22 protein-coding genes are annotated in these 24,311 nt (G+C 59.9%); 11 read left to right on the top strand and 11 right to left on the bottom strand.

From position 1 onward, the window contains the following. The first annotated feature begins 277 nt into the window (after positions 1–277). Both CBW22_RS19645 and CBW22_RS19640 read left to right on the top strand, forming a co-directional pair. Positions 278–4,111: an autotransporter outer membrane beta-barrel domain-containing protein gene (locus CBW22_RS19645; RefSeq protein WP_088517632.1), complete on the top strand. Its 3,834-nt coding sequence runs from the start codon at positions 278–280 to the stop codon at positions 4,109–4,111. Positions 4,112–4,184: 73 nt separating this feature from the next. Next, entirely contained in the window at positions 4,185–4,610 is a 426-nt protein-coding gene (locus CBW22_RS19640; RefSeq protein WP_141097338.1) for a thiol-disulfide oxidoreductase DCC family protein, read from the top strand. Here the strand turns inward: CBW22_RS19640 and arsC are convergent. The 3 genes from arsC to CBW22_RS19625 form a co-directional block, all read right to left on the bottom strand. Next, positions 4,607–5,035, bottom strand: coding sequence for an arsenate reductase (glutaredoxin) (arsC, locus tag CBW22_RS19635; protein WP_088517631.1), 429 nt, complete (start codon positions 5,033–5,035; stop codon positions 4,607–4,609). The genes CBW22_RS19640 and arsC overlap by 4 nt on opposite strands. 17 nt (positions 5,036–5,052) lie before the next feature. Then, entirely contained in the window at positions 5,053–6,336 is a 1,284-nt protein-coding gene (locus tag CBW22_RS19630; RefSeq protein ID WP_088517630.1) for an arsenic transporter, read from the bottom strand. A gap of 69 nt (positions 6,337–6,405) precedes the next feature. Next, positions 6,406–6,759: a metalloregulator ArsR/SmtB family transcription factor gene (locus tag CBW22_RS19625; protein WP_088517629.1), complete on the bottom strand. Its 354-nt coding sequence runs from the start codon at positions 6,757–6,759 to the stop codon at positions 6,406–6,408. A 348-nt stretch (positions 6,760–7,107) separates the two neighbouring features. On the opposite strand from CBW22_RS19625, the gene CBW22_RS19620 reads away from it, so the two are divergent. Next, entirely contained in the window at positions 7,108–8,403 is a 1,296-nt protein-coding gene (locus CBW22_RS19620; RefSeq protein ID WP_088517679.1) for an MFS transporter, read from the top strand. Here CBW22_RS19620 and CBW22_RS19615 read toward each other — a convergent pair. From CBW22_RS19615 to CBW22_RS19585, 7 genes are all read right to left on the bottom strand, one after another. Beyond that, positions 8,400–9,299: a LysR family transcriptional regulator gene (locus CBW22_RS19615; RefSeq protein WP_058775038.1), complete on the bottom strand. Its 900-nt coding sequence runs from the start codon at positions 9,297–9,299 to the stop codon at positions 8,400–8,402. The genes CBW22_RS19620 and CBW22_RS19615 overlap by 4 nt on opposite strands. A 142-nt stretch (positions 9,300–9,441) precedes the next feature. Beyond that, positions 9,442–10,557, bottom strand: coding sequence for a M20 family metallopeptidase (locus CBW22_RS19610; RefSeq protein WP_088517628.1), 1,116 nt, complete (start codon positions 10,555–10,557; stop codon positions 9,442–9,444). Then, positions 10,557–11,312, bottom strand: coding sequence for a glutamine amidotransferase (locus tag CBW22_RS19605; protein ID WP_088517627.1), 756 nt, complete (start codon positions 11,310–11,312; stop codon positions 10,557–10,559). Before CBW22_RS19605 ends, CBW22_RS19610 begins: the two co-directional genes overlap by 1 nt. A gap of 14 nt (positions 11,313–11,326) precedes the next feature. Then, positions 11,327–12,406 carry a phosphotriesterase family protein gene (locus tag CBW22_RS19600; RefSeq protein ID WP_088517626.1) on the bottom strand — a complete coding sequence of 360 codons (1,080 nt, stop codon included), beginning with the start codon at positions 12,404–12,406 and terminating at the stop codon, positions 11,327–11,329. Between the two features lie 3 nt (positions 12,407–12,409). Next, a complete protein-coding gene (locus CBW22_RS19595) occupies positions 12,410–13,411 on the bottom strand; it encodes an ABC transporter permease (RefSeq protein WP_166719223.1) in 1,002 nt (333 codons plus the stop codon). 18 nt (positions 13,412–13,429) lie between these two features. Next, positions 13,430–14,176 (bottom strand): ATP-binding cassette domain-containing protein, encoded by a 747-nt coding sequence (locus tag CBW22_RS19590; RefSeq protein ID WP_176428156.1) that lies wholly within the window; start codon positions 14,174–14,176, stop codon positions 13,430–13,432. A 360-nt stretch (positions 14,177–14,536) separates the two neighbouring features. Then, complete coding sequence (locus CBW22_RS19585) at positions 14,537–15,574, bottom strand: LacI family DNA-binding transcriptional regulator (RefSeq protein ID WP_058775032.1); 1,038 nt, start codon at positions 15,572–15,574, stop codon at positions 14,537–14,539. A 340-nt stretch (positions 15,575–15,914) separates the two neighbouring features. On the opposite strand from CBW22_RS19585, the gene CBW22_RS19580 reads away from it, so the two are divergent. Then, complete coding sequence (locus CBW22_RS19580) at positions 15,915–16,865, top strand: ABC transporter substrate-binding protein (RefSeq protein ID WP_088517624.1); 951 nt, start codon at positions 15,915–15,917, stop codon at positions 16,863–16,865. 35 nt (positions 16,866–16,900) lie between these two features. Here CBW22_RS19580 and CBW22_RS19575 read toward each other — a convergent pair whose 3' ends face one another. Beyond that, positions 16,901–17,764, bottom strand: a complete 864-nt coding sequence (locus CBW22_RS19575) for a PfkB family carbohydrate kinase (protein WP_088517623.1) — start codon at positions 17,762–17,764, stop codon at positions 16,901–16,903. Between the two features lie 27 nt (positions 17,765–17,791). Between CBW22_RS19575 and CBW22_RS19570 the strand changes: the two genes are divergently transcribed. The 7 genes from CBW22_RS19570 to CBW22_RS19540 are packed head-to-tail and all read left to right on the top strand — an operon-like array spanning position 17,792 to position 24,281. Then, positions 17,792–18,637, top strand: a complete 846-nt coding sequence (locus CBW22_RS19570) for a BtpA/SgcQ family protein (protein ID WP_058758763.1) — start codon at positions 17,792–17,794, stop codon at positions 18,635–18,637. Then, positions 18,637–19,293 (top strand): TenA family protein, encoded by a 657-nt coding sequence (locus CBW22_RS19565; protein WP_088517622.1) that lies wholly within the window; start codon positions 18,637–18,639, stop codon positions 19,291–19,293. The genes CBW22_RS19570 and CBW22_RS19565 overlap by 1 nt, the downstream gene beginning before the upstream one ends. Further along, positions 19,286–20,053, top strand: a complete 768-nt coding sequence (locus tag CBW22_RS19560) for an ATP-binding cassette domain-containing protein (protein WP_058770147.1) — start codon at positions 19,286–19,288, stop codon at positions 20,051–20,053. Before CBW22_RS19565 ends, CBW22_RS19560 begins: the two co-directional genes overlap by 8 nt. A gap of 24 nt (positions 20,054–20,077) precedes the next feature. Continuing rightward, positions 20,078–21,049 (top strand): autoinducer 2 ABC transporter substrate-binding protein, encoded by a 972-nt coding sequence (locus CBW22_RS19555; RefSeq protein ID WP_058758760.1) that lies wholly within the window; start codon positions 20,078–20,080, stop codon positions 21,047–21,049. An 11-nt stretch (positions 21,050–21,060) separates the two neighbouring features. Next, positions 21,061–22,002, top strand: coding sequence for an ABC transporter permease (locus CBW22_RS19550; protein ID WP_088517621.1), 942 nt, complete (start codon positions 21,061–21,063; stop codon positions 22,000–22,002). Beyond that, positions 21,999–22,943 carry an ABC transporter permease gene (locus tag CBW22_RS19545; RefSeq protein WP_088517620.1) on the top strand — a complete coding sequence of 315 codons (945 nt, stop codon included), beginning with the start codon at positions 21,999–22,001 and terminating at the stop codon, positions 22,941–22,943. Before CBW22_RS19550 ends, CBW22_RS19545 begins: the two co-directional genes overlap by 4 nt. A 3-nt stretch (positions 22,944–22,946) precedes the next feature. After that, entirely contained in the window at positions 22,947–24,281 is a 1,335-nt protein-coding gene (locus tag CBW22_RS19540) for a M20 family metallopeptidase (protein WP_058758757.1), read from the top strand. The last annotated feature ends 30 nt before the right edge of the window (positions 24,282–24,311 follow it).

The following is a 24,311-nucleotide window of genomic DNA, read 5'->3' as shown; positions in this document are numbered from 1 at the left end:
CCGCAACGGGGGCCGTTTTTTTAACCCCGCCATTTACCCTCGCCCTCAGCAGTCTTCTTCTGCAGCCAGGTTTTCTTCGCTGCATTGCACGATTTATTGATCCTGAACATAGCGCGACAGCTTACTTTTTGTAGTCCGGCGACTACAGCCGCCTGCCGGTGCTCTCATGTTCACCCCCTGACGATTTTGCGAAGATTTTTTCATCGGCCACTTCAGGCTGAACGGCAGAAAGAGAGTTAAGCCGCAAGATTTTGATTGAATCCGGGTCAGGAAAATTATGAACAAAAGTTATCGCGTTATCTGGAATTATGCCCTGCAATGTTATGTCGTCACCTCTGAACTGGCGCGCGGCAAAGTCAAATCATCCTGTTCAGGTAAAGCGGCGGGTAAATCACGGCTGGTCAGCGGTGCGCTGGGTTCGGCTCTGCTGCTGGCGGGGTCACCGATGGCACTGGCCTCTGAACATGGCGCACTGGTAAACGGCCCGGAGGATAAGCTGGAACTGAGCAACCAGACGCTGCAGGCAACCGGTAACGATCACTATGGGCTGCTGGTGCAGAACGGCGGACAGGCCAGCGCCACAGATGTCACCGTGCTCAACGCTGGCAATAATGGCTACGGTGTTTTCTCCACCCTTGCGTCCTCAGCGACTGAGATGACGCGCGGCAGCGTGCAAACCACCGGCACCGGCGGCTACGGCGTGGTCGCCAGCCGGACCGGCACCTTAAAACTCGATGGCACCCGCGTGGAAACCACCGGACAGGCCGCCTACGGCGCCTATGCCTCTTCGGCCGGGATTATTAACAGCCTGAACGCAGACTATCTTACGCGCGGCGACAGTGCCCACGGTGCTTATTCCCGTGCCACCGGCTCGCTCATCGATTTAACCGGCGGCAGCGTCACCACCGGCGGTGCGAAAGCCTACGGTCTGTTCGCCGGCTCCGGCGGCCAACTTAATGCCAGCGATGTGCAGGTGAGCACCAGCGGCGATCAGTCTTATGCGGTGATGGTCACAGACAAAGGCAGTGAACTGACGATGACGGGCGGCAAAGTGACCACGACCGGCACCAGAGCCTACGGTCTGGCCGCGGGTACCGGCAGCAGACTCAGCGCCAGCGGCGTGCAGGTCAGCACCAGCGGTAACCAGTCGAATGGCGTGACCGCCAACAATGCCAGTACGGAAGTGAACCTGGAGAACAGTGCGTTCGAAACCACCGGCGGAAATGCTTTTGGTCTGTATGCCGGCAGCGCTTCAACCTTAAATGCCAGCAACGTACAGGTCAGCACCCGTGGCGACCAGTCTTATGGCGTCATGGTCACTGAAAAGGGCAGTAAACTGACGATGACAGGCGGAACCGTTACCACCGCCGGCAGCAAAGCCTCCGGCCTGGCGGCGGGATCCGGCGGCAAACTCAGCGCCAGCGGCGTGCAGGTGACCACCAGCGGTACGGAGTCCAATGGCGTGACTGCAAATAACGTGGGCACGGAAGTCACGCTGACGGACGGAACGTACTCCACCAGCGGTGAAAGTGCGCATGGTATCTATGCCGGCAGCACCGCAACATTGAATGCCAGTGGGGTGCAGGTTGTTACCGGCGGCGTTAAGTCTTATGGCGTTTACGCTGACAGTGCCGGCACGGAGTTGACGCTGGCAGACAGTACGCTGACAACTACCGGGAGAAACGCTTATGGCGCATATGCCGCGAGCGGCGCGAAGCTGAACGTTTCAGGAACAAAATTAAGTACTTCAGGTGATTATTCTGATGGGGGTTATGTCAGTGGTGAAGGCTCTCTTCTGAATGTGAATGACAGTACGGTTGCAATCAGTGGCAACGGAGCAAATGGCCTGAAGGCGGATGGAAAATCAACGCTGAATGCCACAAACACCGCGATTGAAATTACTGGTGATGGAATAGGCACTTACGCGTCGGGAGAAGGGACGGTATTTAATCTGTCCGACAGCCAAATCGTAATGGGGCAGAATGCCGGAAACGCAGTGCTTGCCGTATATAGCGGAACGGCCAGTCTCGAAAATGTCGGGATTATCACTGATGCCAGTAATTCGGCACTGGCAGCGGGAATGGGCGGTACGTTAAATAGCAAAAATGTTTCCGTGCAGGCGCACAGCGGCGGTTACGGCATTGAAGTCCAGGACGGCAGCACATTTAAGGGTAATAACGTTACCATTGAAAAAAGCGGCACAGATTCTCAAGGGTTTAACGCGGCCATCAACGTGCTGAATTTATATTATCCGGATGCACATAATACGCTTTCCCTCAGCGATTCCGATATTAATGTATCCGGCGAAAACGCCACTGGCATTGTCTCCAAACGACAGACAACGCTGGCGGATATTAAACTGGCGAATACCGCCATCACCGCCACCGACGGCACCGCCGTCAACGTGCTGACCGGCACCGACATGCACATCGACGCCGACAACTCGCTGCTGAGCGGCGGCACGCTGCTGAAAACCGGCTACAGCACCACCGAAGGTTCAACCGCCGGCTCGGTAGTACTGAACGGCAGCAACCACTCGCTGTTCGAAGGTAACGTGGACATCGACCGCAGCCAGACGCAGGACAGCCAGATCAACCTGAGCGGCAGCTCGGCATGGACCGGCGCGTCATCCGGCCTGAATACGCTGACGCTGAATGACAACAGCCAGTGGAACATCATCGGCGACAGCAGCGTCGATACGCTGAGCGCCAGCAACAGCACGCTGAACTTCACCCATGACGGCGCCGGCTTCAGCACCCTGACGGTCAACGGCAACTACAGCGGCGACAACAGCACGCTGATAATGAACGCGGCGCTGGGCGACGACAACTCCGCCAGCGATAAGCTGCACATCCTCGGCGACAGCAGCGGCAGCACCGACGTGGTGGTCAACAACGCCGGCGGCAGCGGCGCGCAGACCATTCAGGGCATGCAGCTGATTCAGGTGGACGGCGCCAGCAACGGCGAGTTCCGCCAGAAAGGGCGTATCGTCGCCGGTGCCTATGACTACAGCCTGGTGAAGGGCGCGGATCAGCACGGCTGGTATCTGATGAGCGATAAAAACAGCAGCGACCCCGATCCGGTGGTGACGCCGGGCGAGGGCGAAGGCGGCCAGATCGTCGAGCCGCCGGTGGATCAGCACAACATGATCGTGCGTCCTGAAGCGGCCAGCTACAGCGCCAACCTCGCGGCGGCCAACACGCTGTTTACCACCAGCATGGATGACCGTCCGGCGGAAACCTTCTACACCGACGCCAGCGGCCAGCAGCAGAGCACGCGCCTGTGGCTGCACAACAGCGCCGGCCACAGCCGGGTGAAAGACAGCAGCGGCCAGCTGAAGTCAGACACCAACCGCTACGCCATCCAGCTGGGCGGCGACGTGGCGGGCGGCACGCTGACCGGCAGCGACAGCCTGCGCCTCGGCGCGATGGCCGGATATGGTAACGCGCAGAGCAAGTCGCGCTCGGCGGTGAGCGGCTATCAGTCGCGCGGCCAGGTGAACGGCTACAGCCTGGGCGTGTACGGCAGCTGGCTGCAGAACGCGGCAGAGCAGAGCGGCGCGTTTGTTGACAGCTCACTGAGCTACGGCTGGTTTAACAACAGCGTGAAGGGCGATGACATCGGCCAGCAGTCGTACAAGTCGAAAGGCATCAGCGCGTCGCTGGCCGGCGGCTACCGCGCAGAAGTGGCGACGCTGAGCGACAGCACCAGCCTGTGGCTGCGTCCGCAGGCGCAGCTGAACTGGCAGGGCGTGAAGGCGGACGACGTGAAGGAGCAGAACGGCAGCCGCGTGCAGGCCACCGGCCAGGACAACTTGCAGAGCCGCCTGGGTGTGCGCGCCTCGCTGCGCACGCTGCTCGACCCGCAGGCGCAGAGCGCCATCGAGCCGTACGCTGAGGCGAACTGGCTGCACAACAGCAGGGCGTTCGGCACCGCGCTGAACGGCGTGAACATCCAGCAGGCGGGCACGCGTAACGCCGCCGAGGTGAAGCTGGGCGTGGACGCGCGGCTGAACGCGAACGTCAATCTGTGGGGCGGCGTGGCGCAGCAGCTGGGCAACCACAGCTACAGCGACACCAGCGCGGTGGCGGGCGTGAAAGTCAGCTTCTGATAAGTGACATATAATAGAACCGGTGGGGCGTGTCGCCTCACCGGTTTTTTTGTATCTGCAATGCGGAGGTCAGGTGTCATCATCCGTGCAACCCGAGTCCGGCCAGCCGATCATCCTTTATGATGGACAATGCAAGCTGTGTAATGCCTGGGTGATTTTTCTGCTGCGCCACCGCTTGCCGCGCGATTATCACTTTGCGGCGATCCAGAGCGAACGCGGCAAACAGCTGCTGCAGCACGCTGGATTACCGCACGATAACATCCGCACCATCGTGTTACTTCGCGATGGGCAGCACTGGCTGCGCGCGCAGGCCATCTGTCGCATTATGCACTCGCTGCCCTGGCCGTGGCGCGCCTGCGGCGTTCTGCGTTATCTGCCGGACGGGCTCACTAACCTGATCTACAACCTGATTGCCCGCAATCGCTATCGCCTGTTTGGCCGTTATGACCAGGTGCACGCGATTGAAGCAGATTATCCGGGACGATTTCTGACCGACTAAAGACTGACGCGCCGGCCCTGCGCATCAATCACCACCTCACCATCCTCTTTAGTAAACGGACCGCGCTGCGCATCGGGCAGGATATCCAGCACCTGCTCAGAAGGACGGCACAGACGCGTTCCCAGTGGCGTCACCACAATCGGGCGGTTGATGAGAATCGGCTGCGCCAGCATGGCATCCAGCAGTTGCTCATCGCTCAGCGTTTCACGTGCGGACCCCAGCGCCTGCCAGGCGTCGGTGTTTTGGCGCACCAGGGCGCGCAGGCCAATCCCCATGGCGTCGATCAATTGCTGCAACGTTTCACGCGTGGGCGGCGTAACCAGATAAAGCACAATGGTGGGCTCGACGTCGCTGTTGCGAATCAATGCCAGCGTATTGCGCGAGGTACCGCAGTCCGGGTTGTGATAGATAGTAATGTTAGTCATTGTCAGTCTCTTAACGGTCAAAGGGAAAGGCGCAGCGCCAGCGCTGCCAGCGTCACGGCCAGCACCGGTAACGTCAGAGTGATGCCGACGCGAAAATAGTAGCCCCAGCTGATGCGGATATTTTTTTGCGCCAGCACGTGCAGCCACAGCAGCGTTGCCAGACTGCCAATCGGGGTGATTTTCGGGCCCAGATCGCAGCCGATAATGTTGGCGTAAATCATCGCCTCGCGCACCACGCCGTGCGCCGTGCTGGCATCAATCGCCAGGGCGCCCACCAGCACCGTCGGCATATTGTTCATGATGGAGGAGAGCAGGGCGCTGAAGAAGCCCGTGGCAAACGTTGCGCCCCACAGGCCGGTTGCAGAAAAACTATTCAGCAAGCCGGTAAGCCAGACGGTCAGCCCGGCGTTGCGCAAACCATACACCACCAGGTACATGCCGAGCGAAAACACCACAATCTGCCACGGCGCGCTGCGCAGCACTTTACGCGTATCAATCACCTGACCCCGCCGCGCCACCAGCCACAGCATCAGTGCGCCTGCGGCGGCCACGGCACTTACCGGTACGCCCAGCGGCTCAAGGGCAAAAAAGCCGACCAGCAACAAGAGCAGCACCAGCCATCCCGCGCGGAAAGTAGCGCGATCCCGAATTGCCGCCGCGGGCGACGTCAGCCGGGCGCGATCATAGCTGAGCGGTAGCTCTTTGCGGAAAAACAGATGCAGCATCAGCAATGTCGCCAGCACCGCCGCCAGCGTGACCGGCACCATCACGGCGGCGTAATCGCCAAAGCCGAGCCGGAAATAGTCGGCCGAGACGATGTTAACCAGATTGGACACTACCAGCGGCAGGCTGGCGGTATCGGCGATAAACCCGGCCGCCATGACAAACGCCAGCGTGGCCCCCCGGCTGAAACCCAGCGCCAGCAGCATCGCGATCACGATAGGCGTCAGAATCAGCGCGGCTCCGTCATTGGCAAACAGCGCGGCGACTGCGGCACCCAGCAGGATAATAAAGGAGAACAATTTTTTACCGCTGCCACCGCCCCAGCGCGCCACGTGCAGTGCCGCCCAGGCAAAAAAGCCGGCCTCATCAAGCAGCAGGCTGATGATGATCACCGCGATAAAGGTGGCGGTAGCGTTCCAGACAATCTGCCACACCGCCGGGATATCGCCGGGATGCACCACGCCCGTCAGCAGCGCCAGAAGCGCGCCGGCGCTGGCGCTCCAGCCAATGCCCAGCCCGCGCGGTTGCCAGATCACCAGCAGTAAAGTAATGGCGAAAATAGTCCCTGCCAATAGCATGTTTCCTCCGGAAAGTCAGGTTGTGTTCGTTTCATATATGGTAAATCGAATATGTATGGGTAAAATTTTTTACAGACACACCGCCCGGCCATCGGTGGTCAGCTGGTCGCGCTGCACCGGCAGCAGCAGGGCATGGATCGCATCGCGCTGACATTGCCATGCCTGTTCGATCACCGTCGCCGCCCACACCGGCATATGCGGCGAAAGGCGATAGTAGATCCACTTGCCGTCACGACGATCGCTCAGCAAACCGCTAGTACGTAGCAGTGCCAGATGGCGGGAAATCTTCGGCTGCGGCAGTTGCAGGATGGCAGACAGCTCGCACACGCACAGCTCCTGACGTTCTTTCAGCAGCAGCACCAGCGTCAGACGCGTCTCATCGGAAAGGTTTTTAAACAGCTGCAGTGGCGTTAGCGGCGACATAATACCTCCTGGATGGAAAGCCGACAGTGTCCTGCGGCGACGTGATGAAGTCAACTACATATGCGAAAAAAGAGATGTGTTAATTCTGTGATGCGCCAGCCTCACGGTGGGCGGCTTGAAGCCGGTCACAAATCTGTATTGTAGTGCCCGCGGGCCTGAGCGGAGTAAAAATGGGGCTGGCTTTGTTAACTCATTGTTAATATTGGGGGCGGCCCGTTGCCGGCAGCGATTGATGCGTCAGACGCATCAAGCCATGCGTTTATTGCGCTTATTAACCTTAACGTTCTGATCCAGTCTTCCGAAGCAGGCGCGATTGATAACAGCGCCAGGGACAAACTGGAGATACTTATGCATTCCTCTGCCTTACCGATGACCACCCGAGCCCGGGTTGGCGCTATTTTCCGCGTCACCTCCGGCAACTTCCTCGAACAGTTTGATTTCTTTCTGTTCGGTTTCTATGCCACCTATATCGCGCACGCCTTTTTCCCCGCCAGCAGCGAATTCGCGTCGCTGATGATGACCTTTGCGGTGTTCGGTGCCGGCTTCCTGATGCGGCCGATTGGCGCGATTGTGCTGGGCGCTTATATCGATAAGGTTGGCCGGCGCAAAGGGCTGATCGTCACGCTGTCGATCATGGCGGCGGGCACCTTCCTGATCGTGCTGATTCCGTCGTACCAGTCGATTGGCCTGTGGGCGCCGCTGCTGGTGCTGATTGGTCGTTTGCTGCAGGGCTTCTCGGCCGGGGCAGAACTGGGTGGCGTGTCGGTTTATCTGGCAGAGATTGCCACGCCGGGGCGCAAAGGTTTCTACACCAGCTGGCAATCCGGCAGTCAGCAGGTTGCCATTATGGTCGCTGCCGCAATGGGCTTCGCGCTCAATGCCGCGCTGGAGCAGAGCGCCATCAGCGCCTGGGGCTGGCGTATTCCGTTCCTGTTTGGCTGCCTGATCGTGCCGTTTATCTTTATTCTGCGCCGCCGTCTGGAGGAGACGCAGGAGTTCAGCGCGCGCCGTCATCATCTGGATATGCGTCAGGTATTTAGCACGTTGTTGCAGAACTGGCCGGTGGTGATTGCCGGGATGCTGATGGTGGCGATGACCACCACCGCGTTCTACCTCATTACCGTCTATGCCCCTACCTTCGGCAAAAAAGTGCTGATGCTGAGCGCCTCGGACAGCCTGCTGGTGACGCTGCTGGTGGCGATCTCCAACTTTATCTGGCTGCCAATTGGCGGTGCGCTGTCGGACCGCTTTGGGCGTAAACCGGTGCTGCTGGCGATGACGCTGCTGGCGCTGGCGACCGCCTATCCGGCACTGACGCTGCTGGCGCAGACGCCGACCTTCAGCATGATGCTGAGCGTGCTGCTGTGGCTGTCGTTTATTTACGGCCTGTATAACGGTGCGATGATCCCGGCGCTGACTGAAGTGATGCCGGCAGAAGTGCGCGTCGCCGGTTTCTCGCTGGCCTACAGCCTGGCAACCGCGCTGTTTGGCGGCTTCACGCCGGTAGTCTCTACCGCGCTGATCGAATACACCGGCGACAAAGCGTCACCGGGTTACTGGATGAGCTTCGCGGCGATTTGCGCGCTGCTGGCGACGCTGTACCTGTATCGCCGCCGCGCGCTGACGTTGCAAACCGCGCGTTAAGCGTGCTGAGACTGTTCGATAATCAGCTTTTCCAGCTCCGCAGCGACGTAAGATTGCATACGTCCGCTGCGGCGAATTAGTCCCACCGAACGGGTGACCTGCGGATCGGTCAGCGCCAGCTGGCGCAGCAGCGGATGCCCGTTCGCCGGCATCGACATCGCGGGCACGGCAGCAATGCCGATGCCCGCTTCTACCATCCCCAGCAGCGTCGTGACATGGCGCGTTTCGCAGATACTTTGCCGGGCGGGCGTAAGATGCGCCAGCGCACTGTCCAGCAGATTGCGGTTACCGGACACCTTATCCAGCGCCACATAATCCTGCGCAAAATACTCCTGCCAGCTGAGCTGCTGGCGCGTCGCCAGCGGATGATCGTGGCGACAGGCGGCGACGTAAACATCTTCCACCAGCGGCGTGAAGGTAAGCTCCGGCGGTAAATTGCGCGCAAAACAGATACCGAAATCGGCCTGTCCGCTGCTCACCGCATCCATCACGTTGCCGACGCTGCTATCAATCAGCTTGATGCGCACGCGCGGGTAACGCGCCTGAAAGCGGCGGATCACCTCCGGCATAAAATAGTACGCGCCCGAGGGCACGGTAGCGACGGTGATCAGGCCGGTGCGATCCTGGCTGGCGCGCTCGACGTCGGCCAGCATTGATTCGACATTATCCAGCAGCTGCTCCGAGCGCTGAGCAAAGTTCTGGCCATACAGCGTTAGCGTGACGCGCCGCGTAGTGCGGTCAAACAGCCGGGTGCCGAGCGCCGCTTCCAGCTTCTCAATTCTGCGGCTGAGCGCTGACTGCGACAGGCAGATTGACTCCGCCGCCAGACGAAAGTTGCCGTACTCCACCAGCGCGCGGAAGGCGTAGAGATCGTTGAGGTCAAAATTGACGGGCATAACCGCGACTATCCTGCGTAATAACGCCAGCACACTGCGCCGCTGACGTTAAAAAGTTGTTATAGCCGACGAGTGTAACAGGCTGCTGGACGTTTCCGGCGCCGCAGAGGGAAAAAATCCGTTTTTAGCGCATCAGCGGCACTCAGCGCATCCAGTCAGCGATGAGCTGCCCGTAAATCTGCTCTGCCTCGCTCAGACGGCTCACCAGGCAGTATTCATCAGTCTGGTGCGCCTGCGTCGGCTCACCGGGACCGAGAATGATGCAGGGCGGATCGCCGAGCGCCGGCAGCAGCAGCGAGGCATCGGTAAAATAGGGCACGATGCGCGCTTCCGCAGGTTGCTGCGTCACGGCTTCGCAGGCACGGTACACCGACTGAATCCACTGGTGCCGCTCAGGGCTTAGCACCGCCGGCAGATCGACCAGCGTGCTGATGTGCACGCTGTCACCGAGAAAGGTCGCCAGCTGCTGGCGAATCACCGCGTGTTGCAGGTTGGGCGCGCTGCGGATATCCACATCAAACGCGGCGCGGTCCGGCACCGAGTTGATGTTGAGGCCGCCCTCAATGCGGCCGACGTTCAGCGTCGGCTGTTTCATTAGCGGATGTGGCGCGCCCGGTGAAAAGTGACGAATTTTACCCAGCGCATCAGCCGCCAGGTAGATGGCGTTGATACCCAGCTCCGGCATGGCTCCGTGCGCGGTTTTGCCACGCGTTTCGCAGCGCAGCCACAGCGCGCCTTTGTGGCCGATCACCGGCTGGTTGGCGGTCGGCTCGCCCACGATCAGCGCGCCGACTTCAGGCAACTGCCCGGCCGCGATCAGCGCCTGGGCACCGTGGCAGCCGGTCTCTTCACCGCCGGTCAGCAGCAGCACCACGCCGCACCCGGCGGCAATCGCCGCTTTGTGCTGCACGCAGGCCAGCACAAACGCCGCTACCGCCGCTTTCATATCGCTGGCACCGCGGCCGTACAGCCGGTCGCCATCAATGTCGTGACCAAACGGATCAAACTGCCACGGCTGATTGCCCAGCGGCACGGTGTCCAGATGGCCGGTAAAGGCCAGCGGTTTGCCCGGCATCTGGCCCGGCAGGAGGGCGATCAGGTTGGCGCGCTGCTCACCAAACCCCGTCAGTTCTACCACGAAGCCCTGCTCCTGCAGCCACGCGGCGAGGAATTGCACACAGGCGAGCTCATGGCCCGGTGGATTGATGGTGTCAAAGCTCAGCAACTGCTGTGCCAGAGGCAGTGATCGCGCTGGCATCAGTCACGCTCCGTCAGCCAGTCGAGACAGTTGACCCACAGCTGGCGATAGCCCGGCCAGCGGCTGAACTCTTCCGGCAGCCAGTGGGCTGACATGTCACTGGTCCACACCAGCGAGCGGCCTTGCTGATATTCGCGCACCGCCAGCAGCGGATGGCCGGTGCCCGCCACGGTGGCCAGCAGCGTGCCTTCCGGCTGCATCTCCACTTCGTTGTAACCGAGCAGCCACGGCCAGTCGCCGGGAAGATCGGCAACTACTTTATGTGACGTTGTCACCTCGGCGTAACTGCCTTCCGGCGTTTCGATACGGTCGTCCCAGGCCAGACAGCGCACCGGCAGCACTTTCTCCACCAGCGTATTGCGATAGCGTGCGCCGCCGTTAATCCCCTGAAAACTGTAATAGCCGCCTACCATCATTAATGCGCCACCCGCGGCAACATAGTCGTGAATCAGCGCCAGGCGATTGGGCGTGCGCCGGCTTTTCAGCCAGGTGTCCGGATGCAGCAGCAGGGTATTGGCACCGATATCGGACAGAATAATCACGTCCCAGCGCTGCAAATCCTTCAGCGTCTGCGGAAAATCAGTGGCGGCGGCGTGAGCCGGCATATGCGTGACGGCATAGGTGCTATCCTGCAGCGCAGCGAGAAAATCCGCCGCACCGCTGTGCCAGGTGGCGGTAGCAAACTGATCAAAGCCTTTTACGTGCATTGCGGTACTGGTCCAGGATTCACCGACCAGCAAGACGTTCTTTTGCATGCCAACTTCTCCGTTTATCCGCCAAACACCCGTTGCGGATTAGTGATCATCAGGGTTTCGAGTTGTTCGCCGCTGACGCCATGACGTTTCAGGCGCGGCACAAAATGTTTGAGGATGTAGCCATAGCCGTGACCGCCGTAGCGCGTCAGCATGGTTTTCAGGAACACGTCCTGCGACAGCAAAATCTGCGGCAGATAACCGTCGTCGATCAGTGCGCAAATGGCGCGCGCATTCTCCTCATCGGACGGAGACTGCGCCGATTCATCGGCGTAGTAGTAGCTCATGCCGATCATGTCGTATTCGAGGAACACGCCGCGATCTGCCAGCTCGCGCTGGTAGGTTTTGTCGGCAAAGCTGGGGTTCATGTGACACAGCACGGTGTGGCGCAGATCGGCACCTTCCTGCGCCAGAATATCCAGCACCTTATGGCCGAGCCGCTCCCAGCCCGGCAGATGCACCTGAATCGGTACGCCGGTGGCCGCGCTGGCGCGTCCGGCGGCACGCAGCGATTTCTCTTCATCAGGCGTGAAGCGGCTGGAGATGCCGATTTCACCGATCAGCCCGGCCAGGACCTCCGGCTTCTCCGGCAGTCCGCCGAGGTCATAAATCAGCTTGTCGGTCAGCTGTTCCACGCTGATGGTTTTTACCCACTCCGGATGCGACGGCTCCAGATACAGGCCGGTGCCCATCACAATATTCAGGCCGGTGAGACGGGCGATGCGCTGCAGCGCTTGACCATCGCGGCCGATGCCGATATTGGTCGGATCGATCACCGTTTCGCCGCCCAGCGCGCGGTATTTCATCAGCTCGTCAATTGCGGTGTCGACGTCAAACAGCTGGCAGTTGTCGCGACTCATCAGCGGGTTGAGCGACAGCTCGCCGAGGTTCTCGATGCGCACCGGCATTTCAGCAATGTGACGGTCGCTACAGCAGCAGGGCGGCACCCATTTACCGGAGGCATCCAGTAAAATGTGCTCGTGCATCAGCGTGACGCCCATCTCCGCCACCGGCAGCGGACCGAGTACCGTCATCACCTGACCGCTGCTGACGCCGAGCGGCAACGGATCCGCATGGCGAAAAATTGATCCTTTCATGGGCTATCCTTTGGCGGGCGCGCGGCTCGGGTTGAGAATGCGGGTGTTAAGCCAGATGGCGAGCAGAATGATGGTGCCGGTGGCGATCTGGGTATAAAACGGCGAGATATGCGATAAAATCAGGCCATTCTGGATAATGGCAATCGACAGCGCGCCGAGCAGCGTACCGATCACGGTTCCAAAGCCGCCAAACAGGCTGGTGCTGCCCAGCACCACCGCCGCAATCACCTGCAGTTCAAAACCTTCGCCCTGGTTAGAGGAGCCGCTGCCGAGGCGCGCGGTGATGATCATGCCAGCCAGCGCCGCCGCCATGCCGCTGAGAATGTACACTTTCATGGTCACCGCTTTAGTATTGATACCGCTGCGGCGTGCACCTTCCGCGTTGGCACCGATAGCGGTGACGTAGCGGCCAAAACGCAGGTGATTAAGCACAATGTGACCGGCCAGCAGCACCACGATGCCGATCAGTGCCGGCATGGGAATCCCCAGCACCCAGGCGCGACCCATAAAGGTGAACAGGCTGTCAGCCGGCACCGGGATCGAATAGCCCTGCGTCACCAGCAGCGCGATGCCGCGCACCACTGCCAGCGTGGCCAGCGTGACGATAAATGCCGGTATCCCTTCCCAGGCGATAAAGAAGCCGTTGATGGCGCCCACCAGCGCACCGAGCAGCAGTCCGCCCAGCAGCACTACCGGCCACGGCAAGCCCCAGTTATTGAGCGCAATGGCCGACAGCGCGCCCACCAGCGCCAGCGTCGAGCCGACCGATAAATCGATGCCGCCGGTAGTAATCACCAGCGTCATCGCGGTGGCGACGATCAGAAGCGGCGCGCTTTGCCGGATGATATTCAGCCAGTTGGTACTGGTAAGAAAGTTGCTGGTGATCAGCGAAAACACCACGCAGCAAAAGACAAAAAACAGCGCGATGCTCACCACACCCGAATGGTTATGCAACAAGCGGCGCGGCAGAGAGTGCTGGATCATGCGTGAACTGCCTAAATTCATGATGCTCATCCTGTTACCTCAGTGTGCTGCCGCGGACTGCGCGGTAAATTTCTCACCCACGATCAGGTTGACGATATCGCTCAGGCTGGTGTCCGCCACGCGGCGATCGGCGACGTTAGTGCCCTCGTACATCACCATGATGCGATCGCACACCAGGAACAGATCCTGCAGCCGATGGGTGATGAGGATCACGCTGACGCCGCGCGCCGACACGCGGCGAATCAGTTCCAGCACCGCTTCGACTTCCGCTACCGCCAGCGCGGCAGTGGGTTCATCCATAATCAGCACTTTGGGATCGAACGCGGCGGCACGGGCGATTGCAATCGCCTGGCGCTGCCCGCCGGAGAGGTTACGCACCAGCAGACGGGTATCGGGAATCGAGATGCCCAGACCTTTCAGCATCTCACGCGCCTGCGCATGCATTGTGACCTGATCGAGAAACGGCACGCCGAGGATGCGTCTGGTCGGTTCGCGGCCCATGAACAGGTTACCGGCCACGTCGACCGTGTCGCACAGCGACAGATCCTGATACACCATTTCGATATGGCAACGGCGCGAATCCGCCGGATTGCTGAAGTGCTGCTGTTCACCATCAATGCGGATCGCGCCGCTGGTAGGGATCACCGCGCCGGACAGCACTTTGGTCAGCGTCGATTTGCCGGCGCCGTTGTCGCCCACCAGACCGAGCACTTCCCCGGGGGCCAGTTGCAGATTGACGCCGCGCAGAGAACGAATTGAGCCGTAGGTTTTGGTGATGTTAATCATCTCCACCCGGGCCGGAAGAGCTTGTAATTGCTGCATTGGATCACTCCCATCAACGCCTGTGGGAAATGTTTAGCCGGTCGCGAAAAAGAGGCTATCTGACACGATTTACAATCTAGTAAACCGGTTTACCTGTCAGATAAACCCTTAATTCACAGCAACAGGGTAAACGCTACAATGATATTTACTCGCCAGGTATGACATTGCAGCATCCATGCCAGCCTGCATAACAGGCACTACACTCGCAGCTAACTTGTTGTAATACATCGTATGTTATGTAATCAGCAAGTAAACCGGTTTACTCACTATACTGCTAACGGAAAAAATCGCTCACTTTTTGCGCCATGATTGTGCAGTTTTGCCTCATTTTGGGACATCGCTAACAAATCCCACCGAATCGCGACCAATCCATTCAACCGGTAAACGTGTTTCCATCGGGATGCTGCTGTCGTTGTTGAGCAGGCGCAGCATGATGCTCACCGCCGTGTGGCCCAGCTGGCGCGCTGGCTGGCGGATGGTGGAGATGCGCGGCTGGGTCAGATCGCTGTAGTTGGCGTCATCGAAGCCGACCAGCGATAGCGCCGCCGGTGCCTGCAGGCCGATGGCGCGCAGACCGTCGAGCAGTCCCAGCACCAGATAGTCACTGGCGGCGAACACGGCGCTAGGGCGCGGCGTGCAGCGGAACAGGTGCTGCAACGCCTGCTGACCAAATTCGCGTTCGTAGTTACCATACATCACCCATTGCGGCGGTACGGTTAAACCGGCCTGCTGCATCGCGGTGCAAAAGCCAAGATAGCGTTCGCGCACGCTCATCAGCTGCTCCGGGCCGCCGATAAACGCAATTTGCGTGTGCCCGGCGGCGATTAGCTGCTCAGTGGCCATGCGGCCACCCTGCACGTTATCCGCAAAGACCTTCGGCACGTTACTGCCGGGAATGTCTTCATCCAGCAGCACCACATGGCGCTGGCGCTGGATCTCGTCGCGCAGCAGGCCGTTGTCCGGCCGGTTGGTGGTGAACAGCAGGCCATCCACCTGGCGCGTATCCAGCCAGCGGATAAACTGCGCCTCTTTGTCCGGGTTGTTGCGCGTGATGCACAGCACCAGACTGTAACCGTGTGCCGACGCCGCTTCTTCGGCGGCATCCGCCAGTTCGGCAAAAAACGGGTTAGTGATATCCGGCAGCACCAGGCCCAGGGTTTCGCTGCCGCCTTTGCTTAAACGCCGCGCAAGAGAATTACCGCGATAGTCCAGCGTGCGGATCGCGCTTTCAATGCGGTCAACGGTGTCCTGCGGCAGCACAATGCTGTGATTCAGATAGCGTGACACCGTGGCTTTTGACAGGCCAGCCAGCTTTGCCACGTCAGATAACAACACGCGTTTTGTACTCATCCATTTCGCCATGTTTGCCGGGGTGGCTTATCTGTAACACAGTTAAGCGCGACTAATACAGCGCTTTCCCGATTGCGTCGCTGGAGAAATAAACACTTGACAAAAAAATTCGTCGGGCGAATTGTATAAAGCGTTTACCGCAGTACCGGGATTAACTTCCCAACCCGACATTGTTTTTTTCACGCCGCACTCCCAGTGGATGGGATGCCGAAAAAGACGACGCCGGCGGCATCAAAACACGGCATTATCGCCGTGCTCAGAATCATTGAACTGATATTTACCTGCCAAAATAAACGCTCAGCGGTACATCGCTGAGAAGCGCTGGTTATTATTATTCCCGACGAGGAACTCAATGATGTCATCTTTCAGCGGAAAACTGCGTTCACTGTTCATTGCGAGTAGTTTACTCGCCGCAGGTTCATTATGCGTTCAGGCTCACGCCGCACCCACTTATGCGTTAGTCCAGATTAATCAGCAGGCGCTGTTTTTCAATCTGATGAATCAGGGCGCGCAGGAAGCAGCCAAAGCCAGCGGTAAACAGCTGGTGATTTATAACGCCAACGATAATCCCGTGGCGCAAAACGATGCGATTGAAAACTATATTCAGCAGGGAGTGAAAGGCATTCTGGTGGATGCAATCGATGTCAACGGTATTATGCCAGCGATAAAAGAAGCCGCAGCGGCGAATATTCCGGTGATTGCGATTGATGCCGTATTGCCTGCCGGTCCGCAGGCAGCGCAGGTGGGCGTAGATAACCTCGAAGGTGGAAAAATCCTCGGTAAATACTTTGTCGATTATGTTGCGAAAGAGATGGGCGGCAAAGCGCGACTGGGAATTGTCGGCGCGCTCAATTCTGCCATCCAAAACCAGCGCCAGAAAGGCTTTGAAGAGACGATTAAAAGCAACAGCCAGATAACGGTCGCCGATGTGGTCGATGGCCAGAATATTCAGGACAACGCCATGACCGCTGCCGAAAACCTGATTACCGGCAACCCGGATCTCACCGCGATCTATGCCACCGGCGAGCCGGCGCTGCTGGGTGCCATTGCCGCAGTAGAAAACCAGGGGCGGCAGAAGGACATCAAAGTATTCGGCTGGGATCTGACGGCAAAAGCCATCAGCGGCATTGACGGTGGCTACGTTACCGCCGTGCTGCAGCAGGATCCGAAGAAAATGGGTGAAGAAGCGCTGAAAGCGCTGAATAGCCTGACGGCCGGCAAAACCGTGAGCAAAACCATTCTGGTTCCGGCCACGGTGGTGACCAAAGCCAACGTCGATAGCTACCGTTCGCTGTTTAAGTAACCGCCAGGCGCAGACGCGAACGTCTGCGCCCGAGCTTAGCGCTGCGCCAGAATACGTTGTAATTCATCAGCATCGGGAAACGCGTTCAGCGTGCCGGTGCGACTGACGGTGATCGCCGCCGCCGCGCTGGCATGCTGCAGCGCCAGCAGGTCGGGCGCGACGCCGCGCAGCAGAGCAGACGCCAGCAGCACGGCGAGGAAGGTGTCACCGGCGCCGGTGGTATCGACGGCCGCGACGTTGATCGCCGGGCAGAATACGCGCTGATTGCCGCGTATCAGCAGCGCACCGGCAGCACCCTGGGTAATCACCAGCGTGTTAACGCCGGCGGGTTGCAGCAGATCGGCTTCCGGTTGATTGACCACCGCGATGTCAATCAGTGGCCAGAGATCGGCGAAGTCCGGATTGACCGGTGAAGGATTAAATACCGTGGTTAAGCCGTGCGCTTTTGCCCAGCTAAATAACCGGCGGGTTTTATCCGCAGAAAAATTGCCCTGCTGCAGCAGAATATCGCCGGCAGCGGCATCGGCTAAGTAAGCCAGGATAATATCGGCTGCCAGCGCGTCGGCCGCGGCGGTGGTAGTAATAATGGCATTATCGCCATCGCTGCTATTAAAAATAATTGAGGTGTCACTGTGAGCAGACAAAAACTGAGGCGGCAGTAGGGTTAATTTCTCGTGCCGGATGCGTTCGCGGATCCACTGGCCGTTAATATCATCGCCGGTGGCGCTAATTAAGCGCGTATCGATGCCGCAACGCGAAAGTATGATTGCCTGATTGGCGCCTTTGCCACCGATATCCTGCGCAATTTTTTTGCCATGAATTGAGGCGCCTTTTTCAGGGAGTTGATCGATGGACCAGGTTTCATCCACCACAATATTGCCTGCAACATAGACACGCATAGTTTTCTCGTTAATAAGGTGAAAGAGATGGCTTCTATATCAGCAGAAAAAAGTAACGCGATACAAGATATTTTTTCACGCAGTAAAGCGGTGATTGGTGTTATTCACTGTGATGCTTTTCCCGGCTCGCCGAAATATCGCGGCAAGCCGGTGAGTGAAATTATCGATTGTGCCCTGCGCGACGCGGATAATTATCTGGCCGGCGGCGTGCACGGTTTAATCGTTGAGAATCATGGCGATATTCCCTTTGCCAAGCCCGACGATATTGGTCCGGAAACAGCGGCATTTATGGCGGTGATCACCGATAAAATTCGCGAGCGTTTTGCTGCACCGCTGGGTATTAACGTGCTGGCCAATGCGGCAATCCCGGCGATTGCCACGGCATTAGCCGGCGGGGCGGATTTTGTGCGCGTTAACCAGTGGGCCAATGCCTATATCGCCAATGAAGGTTTTATCGAAGGGGCAGCCGCTAAAGCGCTGCGCTATCGCAATCAGCTGCGGGCCGATCACATCCGCGTATTTGCCGATAGCCATGTTAAACACGGCAGCCACGCGATTGTCGCCGACCGCTCGATTCAGGAGCTGACGCGTGACGTTGACTTCTTCGAAGCCGATGCGGTGATCGCCACCGGCCAGCGCACCGGCGACAGCGCCACGCTGAGTGAGATCGACGAAATCCGCGCCGCAACTGCCTTGCCGCTGCTGGTGGGCTCAGGCGTGACGCCGGACAACGTCTGTCAGATCCTTGGCCGCACGCAGGGGGTGATTGTCGCCAGCACGCTGAAAGTTGATGGCGTGTGGTGGAACCCGGTAGAACTGGCGCGCGTGAAGCACTTCATGGCGGTGGCGCAGGCTGCGCTGGAGGAGGCGTGATGGAAAGCTTCAGCGATCGGCTGCTGACGCAGCATCAGGCGCTATGGCAGGCGATGCAGCAGCACCGCTTTGTCGTCGACATTGAGCACGATCGGCTGCCGGACAGCGTGTTTAATCGTTATCTGGTGTTTGAGGGTAACTTCGTCGCCACCGCCATCGCTATTTTTGCGCTGGCGGTGAGCAAGGCGCCCGGCATTCGTCAGCAGCGCTGGCTGATTGGCGTGCTCAATGCGCTGGTGGATACGCAAATCGCCTGGTTTGAGGCGGTGCTGGCGCGGCGCGGCATTCAGTCAGCGGATTATCCGGACGATCTGCCCGGTGTCAGCGCATTCCGCGATGGCATGCTGAAAGTCGCGCAGCAGGGCAGCTATGCGGAAATCATCACCCTGATGTTCGGTGCCGAGTGGATGTATTACCACTGGTGCCTGCGCGTCAGCGCGCAATCGCAGCAGGACGCTGACATGCGCCGCTGGGTAGAGATGCATGCCGAAGACGAGTTCCATCAGCAGGCGCAGTGGCTGAAAACCGAACTGGACCAGTGCGCACTGACGCTCAGCGCGGCGCAACAGGCGCAGCTGTCGCAACTTTACGCCCGCGTACTGCAGTGGGAGATCGATTTCCACAGCGCGGCTTACCCGGAGAGCGCCCATGACTAGCTGTTTCATCGAAGCGCGCAACATTGGCAAACGCTTCGGCGCGTTAACGGCGCTTAGCCAGGTCAATCTGTCGATCCATCGTGGTGAAGTGCTGGCTCTGCTGGGTGACAACGGCGCGGGCAAATCGACCTTTACCAAAGTGTTATCCGGCGCGTACAGCGCCAGCGACGGCGAGCTGTGGGTAGACGGCAGGGCGGTGAAATTCACCTCGCCGCGCCAGGCCGCCGAGCACGGTATTGCCACCATCTATCAGGAGCTGGCGCTGGCAGAGAATCTGTCGATTGCCGAGAACGTGTTTCTTGGCCGCGAGCTGAAGCGCCGCGTGCTCGGCATTCCTTTTCTGCGCCGCCGCGCGATGCGCGAAACGGTGGATCGACTGCTGACCGAACTCGATGCGCACATTTCCGATGCCGAAGCGGCGGTCGGCAGTCTGTCCGGCGGTCAGCGCCAGGCGGTGGCGATCTGCCGCGCACTCAATCTCAACGCGCAGCTGGTGATCATGGATGAACCCACCGCCGCGCTGGCGGTCGCGGAGACGCAGAAAGTCCTGCAGCTGACGCGCCGCCTGGCGGAACGCGGCTGCGCCGTGGTGCTGATCAGCCACAACATCAGCGATGTGTTTGCCGTGGCCGATCGCATGGTGGTGTTTCGTCGCGGCCGCAAAATCGCCGAGCGCCGTCACGCGGACACCACGCCAGACGAAATCGTTGCACTCATTACCGGTGCGCATCCTGATGCGCGCATTTTCGAAAACACCTAAGCACTCACACCAGGGGAAATCATCATGCATCGCATTGCTACTGCTGTTTGTTCGCTGTCGTTGCTGGTATCGGGTTACGCCTTCGCGGCACAAAAGGTGGCCTTCGTGCCGCAAATCATCGGTATTCCCTATTTTCAGGCGATGGAGGCGGGCGGCAAGCGCGCCGCGCACGATCTCGGCGTGGAGTTTGTCTATAGCGGTCCGGTAGATACCAACCCGATGGATCAGCTGCAGATCGTGCAGAACCTGATTGCGCAGAAGGTCAATGCGATTGGTATCAGCGTGCTGGATGCCTCCAGTATTGCGCCGGTGATGGCGCAGGCGCAGGCGAGTAATGTGCATCTGTTCACCAGCGACAGCGATGCGCCCGACAGCGGGCGGCCGGTCTATGTGGCGCAGGCCACCGATGAGGGCCTGGGCGATACGGTGATCGATGAGATGGTCAAACGCGTCGGCGAGCGCGGCAAAATTGGCATCGTCTCCGGCGAAGCCACCGCGTCCAACCTCAACAGCTGGATTGGCTTTATGCAGCAGCGGGTGAAAAGCAAATACCCGCACATTACGCTGCTCAAACCCCAGTACGCCGGCGGCTCCGCCAGCCGCGCGGCGCAAATCACCACCGATTTGATGTCCGCTAACCCCGATCTGAAAGGGGTGATTGCCATGGCCTCCACGACCTGTCCGGGCGTGGCGCAGGCCATCGAAACCGCTGGCAAAAACGGCAAGGTGATCGGCAGCGGTTTCTGCAGCCCGAATACCGCGCGCGCCTACCTGAAAAGCGGGGCGTTTGGCTACACCGTGCTGTGGGACCCGGAAAAGCTTGGCTATCTGACGGTGTGGGCGGGCAAACAGCTGATCGACGGGAAAGCGTTTGCTGCCGAAAATCACGTTCCCGGCTTCGCTCAACCGGTGACCTTTGACAGCAAAACCGGTGTGCTGCTGCTCGGCAAGCCGGCGGTGTTCACCAAAGATAACGTCGACCAGTTCAAATTCTGACGAGGCCTGTGATGCATATGACTTCGCGGGAAATCGTCCTGCTGGCGATCGCCGTGCTGGCTGGCGCCTGCTTTACGTGGTTTTCACCGTGGTTTGCCACCGCTGACAACCTGCTGACCATTCTGCGCAACAGCAGCGAACTGCTATTGATCGCGCTGGGTATGACGCTGGTGATCGCCATGGGCGGCGTCGATGTGTCGGTGGGCGTAGTGATGGGCGTGGCCGCGTGGGGCGTCGGACAACTGCTGATGCTGCAATCCCCACTGCTGGCGGCGCTGGCCGGACCGCTTATTGGCCTGCTGGCAGGGCTGATCACCGCGCTGGTGGTGGTGATTGGCCGCATTCCGGCAATTGTTGGCACGCTGGGGCTGTTCGGCGTCTGGCGCACGGCGCTGTTTGTGCTGCTGGGCGGGCAGTGGCTTTCCGGTCTGCCGGGCGATCTGACGCATGCGCTGATGCGGCCGCTGCTGGGATTGCCGCTGATGGCCTGGCTGATTATCGCGGCCTGGGCGCTGGTATGGCTGGCGCTGCGCCATACGCCGTACGGGTTATGGCTGCTAGCCGCCGGTAACTCCGAAGAAAAAGCGCGGCTGGCGGGCATTCCGGTAACTCAGGTGCGTGTCGTGACCTTTGCCCTCAGCGGCGTGCTGTGCGGCCTGGCCGCCACCTGCTACATCGCCACCTATCGTAACGTGGAGATGACCGTCGGCGGCACGCTGGCACTGGAGGCGATTGCCGCGGTGGTGCTGGGCGGCACACGCATTACCGGCGGCTCCTGCAGTCTGCTCGGCACGCTGCTCGGCGTGCTGCTGTTGCGCATTCTGCAAAATGGCCTGCTGCTGATTGGCGTGCCCTCGCTGTGGCAAACCGTGGTCACCGGGGCGGTGCTGTTGCTGGTGCTGAGCAGTGAAGCAGCCAGTGGGCGGCTGTTATCGCTAAGGAGGCTGGCATGAAACTGTGGCGCAAAGCCCCCGACCTGACGCTGCTGCTGGCGCTGTGGCTGTTGCTGCTGGGCGCCATCGCGATTGTGCTGCCGCAGATGCTGGCGGCATGGTCGCTGACCTCCATCCTGCAGTTTGCCACGCTGCTGTCGCTGGTGGCGCTCGGGCAGTCGCTGGTGGTGATGACAGGCGGCGGCGGCATTGATTTGTCGGTTGGCGGTAACGTTTCGCTCTCGGCGGTCATCGGCATGCTGGCACTCAATCAGGGCATTGCGCCCGGCTGGCTGCCGCTGATTTGCCTGCTGAGCGGCAGCCTGGCCGGCGCGCTGAACGGCCTGCTGGTGGCGCGCTTACGCCTCTGGCCGCTGATCGTTACGCTGGGCAGTTTTTATCTGTTTTCCGGCCTGGCGCTCGCATTAACCGGTGGCGCGGCGCTGGCCGGCGTGCCGCCGCTGCTGACGCAGTGGGGCCGGGCGGCCATGCTGTCCGTTCCGTTGCCTTTCTTAACCTGTGTCATCCCGGCGTTTCTGCTGGCGTGGCTGATCCTCAGCAATAGCGCGTGGGGCAAATGGATCTACGCCTGCGGCTTCAACGAGCACGCCACGCGGCTGGTGGGCATTCCGGTCGATCGCCTGCGGCTGTTGGTTTACTGCCTGAGCGGCGCGCTGGCGGGCTGCGCCGGCTTTATTTCGCTGTGCTGGCTCGGCAGCGCCCGCCCGGAAATCGGCGTCAATCTTGAGCTGGAATCGCTGACTGCCGCGCTGCTGGGTGGCGTGGCGATCTTTGGCGGGCGCGGCAGTGTCATCGGCGTTCTCGCCGCCGCGCTGATGCTGGTCACCCTCAAAACCTGCATGTTGCAGCTGGGGCTGAACAGCGTGTGGCAACTGGGCGTGGTGGGCATGCTGTTAATCATGGTGTTAATGGCACAACGACTTTTTATCTATCGGAGATAACACATGAGTCTGACTGAAAAAATTAGCGCGCACGTCGATGCCAGCGCGCAGCGTATCGCGCAGACATTATGCGACCTGCTGGCGTTTCCCTCGGTGGTAAAGGTCGATCCGCGCGAGGCCGGGCCAGGCGAGCGCGACTGCCAGCGCTATCTGCAGCAGCGGCTGATGGCGCTGGGCATGGACACCGATTTGTGGGATCCGGATGGCCCGGCGCTGTACCAGAAGTATCAGGGCCGCCCGGGCGCCAATAAAGGCCGCACCTTCGAAGGCCGTCCCAATCTGGGCGGCACCCTGAGCGGATCCGGTGGCGGCAGGTCGCTGATGCTTACCGGCCATATTGACGTGGTACCACCGGGTCCAGCTGAGCACTGGCACAGCGATCCTTTTGTGCCGGAGATCCGCAACGAGGCGGTGTATGGTCGCGGCGCGGTCGATATGAAAGGTGGCGTAGCCTGCATGCTGATGGCGGTGGAGCTGCTGCAGGATCTCAACGTGCAGCTGGCCGGCGACGTGGTGTTCACCACGGTAGTGGATGAAGAGATCGGCGGCATGGGCTCGCTGGCAATGGTGGATCGCGGCTTCAAAGCCGATGCCGGTATCATGACGGAGCCCACTGCCAACCGCATCGCGCCGATTTGCCACGGCATTTTGTGGGCGCGCATCATTCTGGATGGCATCGGCGGTCATGCGGAATTAACGCCGAACAGCTGGGACAGCAGCGGTCCGGTTGATGCCGTGATGTTGTGCCGCCAGATGCTGGACGGGCTTGATGTGCTGAACCGCCGCTGGCAGACGCAGCCCGACAAAAACCATCCACTCATGGATCTGCCCAACCAGATTATCGTGACGCAGCTGAAAGTGGGCGAGCACCCGGCGTCGATTGCCGGCCGCGCCGAGATCGTCATCGACGTGCAATATCTGCCGGCAGAAAAGGATGAGATGGGGCTGGGCGGTAAGGTAAAACAGGAGATTGAGGCGCACGTGGCGAAGGTGTGTGCGCTGGATCCTTACCTGGCAAAGCATCCGGCGCGCGTGGAGTGGATACTGGACGCCGACTGCGCCGAGATCCCGGCCGATCATCCTTTTGTCAGCGCTTTTCAGCAGGGCGTGAGTGACGCGGCACTGAGCCCGCAGCTGGCCGGCTTTGGTGCCCACAGCGACATTGGCCTGCCCAGCACGCTGGGCCAGACGCCGACGGTCAACTTTGGTCCCGGCGATCCGGCGCTGTCGCATCAGCCTAACGAACATGTGCCGATTGCCGATCTGGTGGCCTGTACCAAAGCCATTGCGCTGACGCTGGTGCACTGGTGCGGGCTGGCGAAGGAAGCGGGGCGCTGAGAGCATTAACCACCGCAGTGACGCTGGCCG

This window comes from Pantoea sp. VS1 (genome assembly GCF_002207995.1).
In the GTDB taxonomy this organism is placed as follows: domain Bacteria; phylum Pseudomonadota; class Gammaproteobacteria; order Enterobacterales; family Enterobacteriaceae; genus Pantoea; species Pantoea dispersa.
Note: the sequence above shows the minus strand (reverse complement) of the source record. Positions and strands in the feature narration are given on the sequence as shown.

Excerpts from the sequence above, each read along its gene's own strand:
- CBW22_RS19575 (WP_088517623.1), bottom strand. The coding sequence starts at position 17,764 with ATGCGTGTCTATGTTGCAGGCAATATTGTGGTGGATGAAACCTGGTCC.
- CBW22_RS19590 (WP_176428156.1), bottom strand. The coding sequence starts at position 14,176 with ATGATTAACATCACCAAAACCTACGGCTCAATTCGTTCTCTGCGCGGC.
- CBW22_RS19620 (WP_088517679.1), top strand. The coding sequence starts at position 7,108 with ATGCATTCCTCTGCCTTACCGATGACCACCCGAGCCCGGGTTGGCGCT.
- arsC (WP_088517631.1), bottom strand. The coding sequence starts at position 5,035 with ATGACTAACATTACTATCTATCACAACCCGGACTGCGGTACCTCGCGC.
- CBW22_RS19610 (WP_088517628.1), bottom strand. The coding sequence starts at position 10,557 with ATGCCAGCGCGATCACTGCCTCTGGCACAGCAGTTGCTGAGCTTTGAC.
- CBW22_RS19625 (WP_088517629.1), bottom strand. The coding sequence starts at position 6,759 with ATGTCGCCGCTAACGCCACTGCAGCTGTTTAAAAACCTTTCCGATGAG.
- CBW22_RS19615 (WP_058775038.1), bottom strand. The coding sequence starts at position 9,299 with ATGCCCGTCAATTTTGACCTCAACGATCTCTACGCCTTCCGCGCGCTG.
- CBW22_RS19545 (WP_088517620.1), top strand. The coding sequence starts at position 21,999 with ATGAAACTGTGGCGCAAAGCCCCCGACCTGACGCTGCTGCTGGCGCTG.
- CBW22_RS19585 (WP_058775032.1), bottom strand. The coding sequence starts at position 15,574 with ATGGCGAAATGGATGAGTACAAAACGCGTGTTGTTATCTGACGTGGCA.
- CBW22_RS19560 (WP_058770147.1), top strand. The coding sequence starts at position 19,286 with ATGACTAGCTGTTTCATCGAAGCGCGCAACATTGGCAAACGCTTCGGC.
- CBW22_RS19605 (WP_088517627.1), bottom strand. The coding sequence starts at position 11,312 with ATGCAAAAGAACGTCTTGCTGGTCGGTGAATCCTGGACCAGTACCGCA.
- CBW22_RS19600 (WP_088517626.1), bottom strand. The coding sequence starts at position 12,406 with ATGAAAGGATCAATTTTTCGCCATGCGGATCCGTTGCCGCTCGGCGTC.
- CBW22_RS19570 (WP_058758763.1), top strand. The coding sequence starts at position 17,792 with ATGGCTTCTATATCAGCAGAAAAAAGTAACGCGATACAAGATATTTTT.
- CBW22_RS19555 (WP_058758760.1), top strand. The coding sequence starts at position 20,078 with ATGCATCGCATTGCTACTGCTGTTTGTTCGCTGTCGTTGCTGGTATCG.
- CBW22_RS19540 (WP_058758757.1), top strand. The coding sequence starts at position 22,947 with ATGAGTCTGACTGAAAAAATTAGCGCGCACGTCGATGCCAGCGCGCAG.
- CBW22_RS19630 (WP_088517630.1), bottom strand. The coding sequence starts at position 6,336 with ATGCTATTGGCAGGGACTATTTTCGCCATTACTTTACTGCTGGTGATC.
- CBW22_RS19580 (WP_088517624.1), top strand. The coding sequence starts at position 15,915 with ATGATGTCATCTTTCAGCGGAAAACTGCGTTCACTGTTCATTGCGAGT.
- CBW22_RS19595 (WP_166719223.1), bottom strand. The coding sequence starts at position 13,411 with ATGAATTTAGGCAGTTCACGCATGATCCAGCACTCTCTGCCGCGCCGC.
- CBW22_RS19565 (WP_088517622.1), top strand. The coding sequence starts at position 18,637 with ATGGAAAGCTTCAGCGATCGGCTGCTGACGCAGCATCAGGCGCTATGG.
- CBW22_RS19550 (WP_088517621.1), top strand. The coding sequence starts at position 21,061 with ATGCATATGACTTCGCGGGAAATCGTCCTGCTGGCGATCGCCGTGCTG.
- CBW22_RS19645 (WP_088517632.1), top strand. The coding sequence starts at position 278 with ATGAACAAAAGTTATCGCGTTATCTGGAATTATGCCCTGCAATGTTAT.